The following is an 8,108-nucleotide window of genomic DNA, read 5'->3' on the forward strand; positions in this document are numbered from 1 at the left end:
CGCGGCCACCGAACACAAGGACCTGAGGTTCCACTACCTTCACGAGCCGTGCAAGACCCCGGTCCAGTACCGCAAGTTCTGCCCGAGCTGCCAGCGGGAGGTCGATCAGGAGGAGATCGTCTGGGGCTACGAGTATGCCAAGGGCCAGTATGTCATCCTCCGAGAGGAGGACTTCAGCCACATCCCCGTGCCTTCGACCAAGGTCGTCGATATCGTCGAGTTCATCGACCTGGCCGAGATCGACCCGATCTTCTACGACAAGACCTACTTCCTCGAACCGGCTGAGGGTGGCCTGAAAGCCTATGGCCTGCTGCGGCGGACGATGCAGGAGACGGGTCGGGTGGCGGTGGCCAAGGTGGCCATCCGGACCAAGGAATCCCTCGCTGCCATCCGGGTTTACCAGGACCGGGTGCTGGCCATGGAGACGATGTTCTGGCCGGACGAGATCCGCGACTGGGCCGAGCTCGAGGGGCTGGCGACCGAGGCGGCGCCGAACGACAACGAGGTTAAAATGGCCAAGACCCTGGTCGACACCCTGGCCGGTCCCTTCGAGCCCGGGAAGTACGACAACGAGTACCGCCGGGCCCTTCTGGAGATGGTCCACGCCAAGATCGAGGGGCGTGAGGTTTTCGCCGTCCGCGAGCCCGAGGCGGCCAGAGCGATGGACCTGATGGAGGCCTTGCGGGCGAGCGTCAAATTGGCCGAGGAGCATCGCGGCGGACCCGGACCTCCACCGGGGCAGGGGACGGGCCCGCACTGATGCCGGGCGGCCCTGAATCCGACCTCTTCTCTTCGGCCATCCGGCCGATGCTGGCGGTGAGCGTGGGACGCCCCTTCGATTCGCCGGACCATCTCTTCGAAGTGAAGTGGGACGGTTATCGTTGCCTGGCCTTCATCGAGGCTCGGGCGAGCGGTGGCGGGCCGCCGCCGGCGACCGCCGGCGACACCGGGCGGGTCCGACTGCAGAGCCGCAACCTCCTGGACATGACCGCCCACTACCCCGACCTGGCCGTGCTACCCAGGCACCTATCGGGCCGGCGGGCGATCATCGACGGGGAGATCATCGCCTGGGGCGAGGACGGCCCGGACTTCGGACGGCTGCACCGGGCCCAGGGGCCGTTCTGCTTCGTCGCCTTCGATCTCCTTTACCACGACGGCGTCGACCTGATGCCGAGGCCACTCTGGGAGAGGCGGGAGATGCTCGCCCGGGTCCTGAGTCCGGGCGACCGGGTGGTTCTCTCCGACGCGATCGCCGAGCGCGGGGAGGCCCTTTACCAGGCCATCGTCCAGAAGGACTTGGAAGGGATGATGGCCAAGGCCCGCCTGAGCCCGTATCTGCCGGGCAAGCGCAGCCCATACTGGATCAAGGTCCGGAACGTCAAACGGCTGGATTGCGTCATCTGCGGCTACACCCGGGGCCGCAACTTCGGGCATTTCGGCGCCCTGATCCTCGGGGTGAACACGGCCTTCGGCCTCACCTACGTGGGGCATGCCGGAACCGGGTTCGACGGCGAGGAAGTCAAGCGGCTCCTCGGCCTGATGGCGCCGGCCGGGGCCTCGCCGTTCGCCGGGCGGGTGCCCCGGGAGATCCGGAAGAACGCGCACTGGGCTGATCCTCGCCTGGTCTGCGAGATCGAGTATACCGAAATCACCGCCGATGGTCGCCTTCGCCACCCGACCTACCGTGGGCTCCGATCAGACAAGCAACCTTCGGAGTGCACCCTCGAGGAGGCCCGCTAGCGTGGCCCAAGAACAGGTGGTGACCATCTCCGGACGGAAGATGGTCCTGACCAATCCCCAGAAGGTCCTCTGGCCGGTTGCCTCGTACACCAAGGGGGACATGATCGAGTATTACGTCAAGGTCGCCCCTTTGATGTTGCCACACCTGCGCGATCGGCCCCTGGTCTTGACCCGCTACCCTGATGGCGTCGACGATGAGTGGTTCTATCAGAAGGATTGCCCCGACTACGCGCCTCCGTGGATCGAGACGTTCGACTTCTACGCCAAATCGGCCGACCGCTCCATCGCCTTCATCCTCGCCCGCGACCCGGCCGACCTGGCCTGGCTGGCCAATCAGGCAGCGGTGGAGATCCATCCCTGGCTCTCCCGGTGCGACGAGCCCGAGCGACCGGACTTCGCCGTCTTCGACCTCGACCCGTCTCCGCCGGCCACCTTCGAGGCTGTGGTCAGAGTGGCCTACATCATCAAGGACATCCTCGACCGCCTGGGGATGAGGGCCTACCCGAAGACCTCCGGGGCCACCGGGCTTCACCTCTACCTGCCGGTCGTCCGCCGTTACGGCTACCCCGACCTGGCCCGGTTCGTGGCCGCGGTGGCCGATTTGATTCAGGCCGACCACCCCGGCCTGACCACCCGGGAGAGGACCGTCGCCAAGCGTCGGGGGGTCTACATCGATCACCTCCAGAACGTCCTCGGGAAGACCATCGCCGCCCCCTACAGCCTTCGACCGACCCCGGAGGCCACCGTCTCGACCCCGGTTCGGTGGGATGAATTGCCCCACCTCGACCCGAGGGACTTCAACATCCGCACGGTCTACGAACGCTTTGACCGAGTCGGCGACCTGTTCGCCCCGGTCCTCATGGACCAACAGACTCTGGGGGGCCTGGTCGAAGGGACCGGCCACTGAAGACCCGCGGGCCGGCCGCGGGTCGTCCTTCGCCCGCGCGCCCACCCTGGCGGAACACCGGGGTGGCGCGGATAATCCCCTGGTTAGGCGCCTGAGCCGACGGCGGCTGTTCTTCTGCCCTTCATCCTCATCGGCCTGGGGTTGTCCATCCTCTTCCGGATCTCGCGCCCACGGCGCCGGTGAACGAGGCCGCCCTCGCTGACGAGCTCGGGCTGCCACCTGAAGAAGCCAAAGCGGGAGCCTTCGCTCCCGCCCTTCATGATGAAAACAGGAAGCCTACAGCAACCTTCGCTCCGGCTACTGCACGTGCCTACAGAGCTAACGACAACCTTTCAGCTGCCATCAACCCTTACGGCACCTACAATAACCTTTGCCCGACTGCTACAGATCCCAAGAAACGCTCGCCTCACAGCCTGCAGCGATCTCTCGACCGCTGCAAACCGCTACCGAACCTGTAGCAATCTTGGCTCGACCACCATGGATCCTTGTGGAGCCTGCAATAGCCGCTTGGGTTACTGCAGACCCGTTGGGAACCCATGATGATCTTCGCGCCGGCCATTACAGACCGCTGGGGAAGCGGTTGCCAGGGCAATCCCTCGGGTCACCGGAACCCAGCTTCCGGCAGGAGGGTGGATCCCTGGCCGCTTGAGCGGCCCGCAATGACCTTTGCTCGACCATCGCCGATCCCCTTGGAGAGAACCGACGACAGTCTTCGCTCGGCTGCTGTAGACCTCGGTAATATTCCTTTCCTCTGACCAAGCGTTTTAACCGCCGTCCGTGGCTGCCCGGGTAGGTAGTTGATGGAATGATGCCCAATCGATGGTTCCCATGGGCGCCCGCTTCGCCGCAAAACCGGCCTATCGGCGGGTTCTCCGCTCCCGACCACCGCGATAGATTTCAGTACGGCCGGCCGGAAGCACTAGCTCAGCACCCGGCCGCCCAATTCGCACAAGGCGGTGGGGGCTTTGCTCAACTTCATCTGGCTCTTGATGTTGGTGGTCGGGGTGGCCGTAGCCGGTGCCGGCGGGCGGATCGACCTGGTCACGGGGGCCGTCACCGATGCGACGAAGCAGGCCGTCGACTTGGCCATCGGCTTTGTCGGCGCCATGTCCCTGTGGCTGGGACTGATGAAGGTGGCGGAGAAGGGCGGACTGATTCAGAGCCTCGGCCGGGCCCTGCGCCCCTTGGCCCGCTGGCTCTTTCCGACCCTGGATCCGGACGGGCCGGCCGTCGGGATGGTTTTGATGAACATGAGCGCGAACTTCCTCGGCCTTGGCAACGCGGCCACGCCGTTTGGTCTAAGGGCGATGGAGGAACTCCAGAAGCTCAATCCGGACAAGGCCACGGCCAGTGACGCCATGTGCACCTTCCTGGCGGTCAACACCTCGGCCATCACCCTCGTGCCCGTGATGCTGCTGGCCCTGCGGGCGGCCCTCGGTTCCACCGATCCGACGGCCGTCGTCGCCCCTTGCTTCTTGGCCACGGTCGTCTCGGCCGTGGTCTCAGTGACGGCCGACCGCCTCTTCCGGGCGGCCAGCCGTCGAAGGGGGCGGTGAGGGTGGCTGAACTCATAAGCGCTGGATCCAAATGGGTCCTGCCGATCTTCCTCGTCGGCATTCCCCTCTACGGCTACCTGCGCCGGGTCGATGTCTACGCGGCCTTTGTCGAAGGAGCCCAGGCCGGCTTCTGGACGGCCATCAAGACGATCCCGTTCATGATCGCCATCCTCACCGCTCTGGCCGTCTTCCGGGCTTCCGGAGCCCTCGACTGGCTTCTGAGGATCCTCGCCCCTTTGGGTCAGGCCCTCCACCTGCCGGGGGAGATCATCCCGCTGTTGATCCTGCGACCCCTGTCCGGCTCGGCCTCGCTGGCTTACACGGCCGACCTGATGCGCGCCTTCGGTCCCGACTCGTTGGTCGGACGGCTCGGTTCGGCCGTCCAGGGGAGCACGGACACGACTTTTTTCGTCCTGACCGTCTACTTCGGCGCGGTCGGGGTCAAGAACGTGCGCTATGCGGTGGCCGTAGGGCTCATGGGCGACGTCGCCGGGTTCATTGGGGCTTTGGTCGTGACCAGTCTCTTCTACTCTTGACCCGCTCGGGCCTCCGGGGCCGATGCATGCCGCCTTGGAAGCAGGGAATCTTGTGGACAGAGGCCGGCATGGCGGGGAGGATTCCTTCCGCGGGGGCCGAAAAGCTGATAACACGAGTCAATCCATCGGGGGTGGAAGAGTGGGCGCTGAAGAAACGTTGAGGGAAATGGGACTGGCTCTGCCGGAAGTGGTCAAGCCATTGGCCTCCTATGTGCCGTGGGTGAGGACCGGGAATCTAGTCTTTGTCTCCGGCCAGATTTGTCTGGCCGGCGGAGAGTTGAAGTTCAAGGGGAAGGTCGGCCGGGAGTTGACCCTCGAGCAGGGGGCGGAGGCGGCCAGACTGTGTTGCCTGAACTGCCTGGCGGCGGTCAAAGACGCCATCGGGAGCCTTGACCGAGTCAAGCGAGTGGTCAAGGTCGTCGGGTTCGTCAACAGCGCCCCGGGTTTCAACGCCCAACCAAAGGTGGTCAACGGGGCCTCCGACCTGTTGATGAAGGTCTTTGGGGAAGCCGGAAAGCACTCCCGGTCGGCCGTGGGTTGCAGCGACCTGCCCTTGGACACGGCGACCGAGGTCGAGATGATCGTTGAGACCGCCGAATGAGGTCTCAGGTCGTGGGGGTGAAGGTGTGCCGCTGATCAGGTTGCAGAAGGTGATCGCCGAGGCCGGCGTGGCCTCGCGACGGAAGGCTGAAGAGATGATGGTGGCCGGCCGGGTCACCGTGAACGGTAAGGTCACCCAGCGACTCGGCACGCGCGTCGACCCGGAGCGCGACGAGGTCGCCGTGGACGGGTTGGTCGTCGGGGGCCAGCCAAAGGTGGTCTACATGCTCAACAAACCCAAGGGTCACCTGTCGACGGCCAGGGACGACCAGGACCGCCCGACGGTTCTCGACCTCATTCCCGGGGCCGAAAGCCGGCTCTACCCGGTCGGCCGGCTCGATCTGGACACCGAAGGGCTGGTCCTGGTGACCAACGACGGCCCACTGGCCCATGGCCTGACCCACCCGTCGAAGGAGGTTCCCAAGACCTACGTAGCGTTGGTCCGGGGTCATCCCGGGCGAACGGCCCTCAAGACCCTGACCGCCGGGGTCGACCTCGACGACGGCCGCACTTCGCCGGCCAAGGTCCGGCTGTTGGGGGCCCACGGGGGCAACGCCCTGCTTGAGTTGACCATCCACGAAGGCAAGAAACGAGAGGTCCGCCGGATGTGCGAAGCCGTCGGGCATGAAGTTATCGAGTTGAGGCGGACCCGGCTGGGACCGCTCGCCCTTGGGTTGCTTGCTCCCGGACAGTCGAGGTCGCTCACCCCGGCGGAGCTCGAGGCGCTGCGCAGAGCGGCGGGGCTGATCGCCGGCGAGCCGACCCCGGTCGCCCGGATGCCGGCCTCGGGCCAGGGAAATGAAGGCGTGCGTCGACGCCCGCCGGGGAGCCCGCCGGAACGGGGCCGGCGAACGCGACCGAACGAAGGGGTCCCGCCTGGCCCGGGCGGTTATCGGGCGGCGGGGAAGATCGACCGCAAAGGGAGTGGAAGACCGGCCAAGGCCGGGGGCTTACGACCAGAGCGGACGGGCAAGGCGGGCCCGGTCGGTCAGCCCGGCCGGACCGTCCAGTCCAGCTGGGCCGGTCAGCCCGGCCGGACCGGTAAGCCGAGCCGGACCTTCGGACAGCCGGCCAGGTCCGCGGCGACCGGCGAGGCGAGACCTGCCGGCCCGCGACCGGTCGGGGCGAGACCTGCCGGGCGGCGACCGGTCGGGGCGAGACCTGTCGGGCGGCGGCCAGCGGCCAAGCCCAGCCCGGCCGGGCCCGGAAGTAAAGGGGGGACGAGGGCGAAGTGAGCCAAGCCCAGATGTACTCTGATTTGAATCTCAGCCCGCGGCTATTGTTGGGGCCGGGGCCGAGTGAGGTCGATCCGCGGGTCCTCCGGGCTCTGTCGGCCCCGACCATCGGGCATCTCGACCCGGATTTCCTGGCGGTGATGAACGACACCGTCGACCTGTTGCGTTATGTCTTCCAGACCGGCAACCTTCTGACCCTGCCCATGTCCGGCACGGGCAGCGCCGGGATGGAGACGGTGATGGTCAACTTGATCGAGCCGGGCGACCGGGTCGTCATCGGGGTGGCCGGGCTATTCGGCCAGCGGATGACTGACGTGGCCGCCCGCTGCGGGGCCGTGGTCGAGGCCGTCAAGGTCCCCTGGGGGCGGGCCATCGAGCCCGATCAGATTGAAGCGGCGCTGGCCAAGGGGCCGGCCAAACTGGTCGCCGTCGTCCAGGCCGAGACTTCGACCGGTGTGCTTCAGCCCCTCGATGAGATCATCGCCTTGGCTCACGGGCGCGGAGCCGCGATTGCGGTCGACGCAGTGACCTCCATCGGTGGGGTCGAACTGGCCGTCGACCGATGGGGCATCGACGCCTGTTACGGTGGCACGCAGAAGTGCCTGAGTTGCCCGCCGGGGCTTGCCCCGGTGACCTTCAACGACCGGGCGATGGGCCTCGTCACCGGCCGCAGGACCAAGATTCAAAGCTGGTACCTGGACCTGAACATGATCCAGAACTACTGGGGGCAGGAGCGCTTCTACCACCACACCGCCCCGGTGAACATGGTTTACGCCCTCCGCGAAGCCCTTCGCCTGATCCATGAGGAGGGCTTGGAGCAGCGGTTCGCCAGGCACGCCCGCCACGCGGCAGCCCTCCAAGCCGGGATCGAGGCCATGGGCCTGAAGCTGGCCGCCCAGGCCGGGCACCGACTTCCCAGCTTGACGACGGTCTCCGTGCCCGACGGCCTCGACGAGGCTCAGGTGAGGCGGGACCTCTTGGCGGCCTTCGGGATCGAGATCGGCGGCGGCCTCGGCGAGCTCAAGGGCAAGGTCTGGCGGATCGGCCTGATGGGACACTCCAGCTCTCGGCGGAACGTGCTGCTCTTCCTGGCGGCCTTCGAAGCCATCCTGCGGGGCCGGGGCGCGGCCGTCCCACGGGGGGCCGGGACGGCCGCCGCAGAGGAGTTCTATCGGTCACGCTGAGCCGCTTGAGCCGGGTTGATTGACAGGAAATCAGGCTCCTGTTAGTATGTTATCGGAACAGGCCGTCGGATGGATCGACCGATGGGGCTGGGCTTGGTCGTCGACAAGCAGCGGATGACTCCGTGGGACCGCCTTTTTGGGGGTCCACGGGTTTTTTTTGCCCAAAATGGGAGGATCGTTCATGCCGGGACGAGAACCAGCCGTGACAACCATCGCGCCGCCGGCGCCAGGGGAGACTGGAACCGGGCGGGCCGGGGGCGTGACCAAACGCTATCGGCAGGTCAATCGCGTCTTGTGGGTGGTACTGGTCCTGAACTACGGGGTCTGTGCCCTCAAGCTGGTCGCCGGCT

8 protein-coding genes are annotated in these 8,108 nt (G+C 66.5%); all 8 read left to right on the forward strand.

Going from position 1 to position 8,108, the window contains the following annotated elements; genetic code table 11:
• Positions 1 to 760, forward strand: a 760-nt coding sequence (locus tag VGL40_06285; GenBank protein HEY3314871.1) for a Ku protein, incomplete at its 5' end; no start/stop codon positions are given.
• Positions 760 to 1,740, forward strand: coding sequence for a non-homologous end-joining DNA ligase (gene ligD, locus VGL40_06290; protein HEY3314872.1), 981 nt, complete (start codon positions 760 to 762; stop codon positions 1,738 to 1,740). The genes VGL40_06285 and ligD (VGL40_06290), both read left to right, overlap by 1 nt.
• A gap of 1 nt (position 1,741) precedes the next feature.
• Positions 1,742 to 2,647: a non-homologous end-joining DNA ligase gene (gene ligD, locus VGL40_06295; protein HEY3314873.1), complete on the forward strand. Its 906-nt coding sequence runs from the start codon at positions 1,742 to 1,744 to the stop codon at positions 2,645 to 2,647.
• Positions 2,648 to 3,612: 965 nt separating this feature from the next.
• Positions 3,613 to 4,203 carry a nucleoside recognition domain-containing protein gene (locus VGL40_06300; GenBank protein ID HEY3314874.1) on the forward strand — a complete coding sequence of 197 codons (591 nt, stop codon included), beginning with the start codon at positions 3,613 to 3,615 and terminating at the stop codon, positions 4,201 to 4,203.
• Between the two features lie 2 nt (positions 4,204 to 4,205).
• Positions 4,206 to 4,739, forward strand: a complete 534-nt coding sequence (locus tag VGL40_06305; GenBank protein HEY3314875.1) for a nucleoside recognition domain-containing protein — start codon at positions 4,206 to 4,208, stop codon at positions 4,737 to 4,739.
• 139 nt (positions 4,740 to 4,878) lie between these two features.
• Positions 4,879 to 5,340, forward strand: a complete 462-nt coding sequence (locus tag VGL40_06310; GenBank protein ID HEY3314876.1) for a RidA family protein — start codon at positions 4,879 to 4,881, stop codon at positions 5,338 to 5,340.
• 25 nt (positions 5,341 to 5,365) lie between these two features.
• Entirely contained in the window at positions 5,366 to 6,574 is a 1,209-nt protein-coding gene (locus VGL40_06315; GenBank protein HEY3314877.1) for a pseudouridine synthase, read from the forward strand.
• Positions 6,571 to 7,758: an alanine--glyoxylate aminotransferase family protein gene (locus VGL40_06320; GenBank protein HEY3314878.1), complete on the forward strand. Its 1,188-nt coding sequence runs from the start codon at positions 6,571 to 6,573 to the stop codon at positions 7,756 to 7,758. Before VGL40_06315 ends, VGL40_06320 begins: the two co-directional genes overlap by 4 nt.
• Positions 7,759 to 8,108 lie beyond the last annotated feature (350 nt).

Source organism: Bacillota bacterium (genome assembly GCA_036504675.1).
GTDB lineage: Bacteria > Bacillota > Sulfobacillia > JAJYWN01 > JAJZPE01 > DASXUT01.

Coding starts and splice junctions, on each gene's coding strand:
- ligD (HEY3314872.1), top strand. CDS start 760: ATGCCGGGCGGCCCTGAATCCGACCTCTTCTCTTCGGCCATCCGGCCG.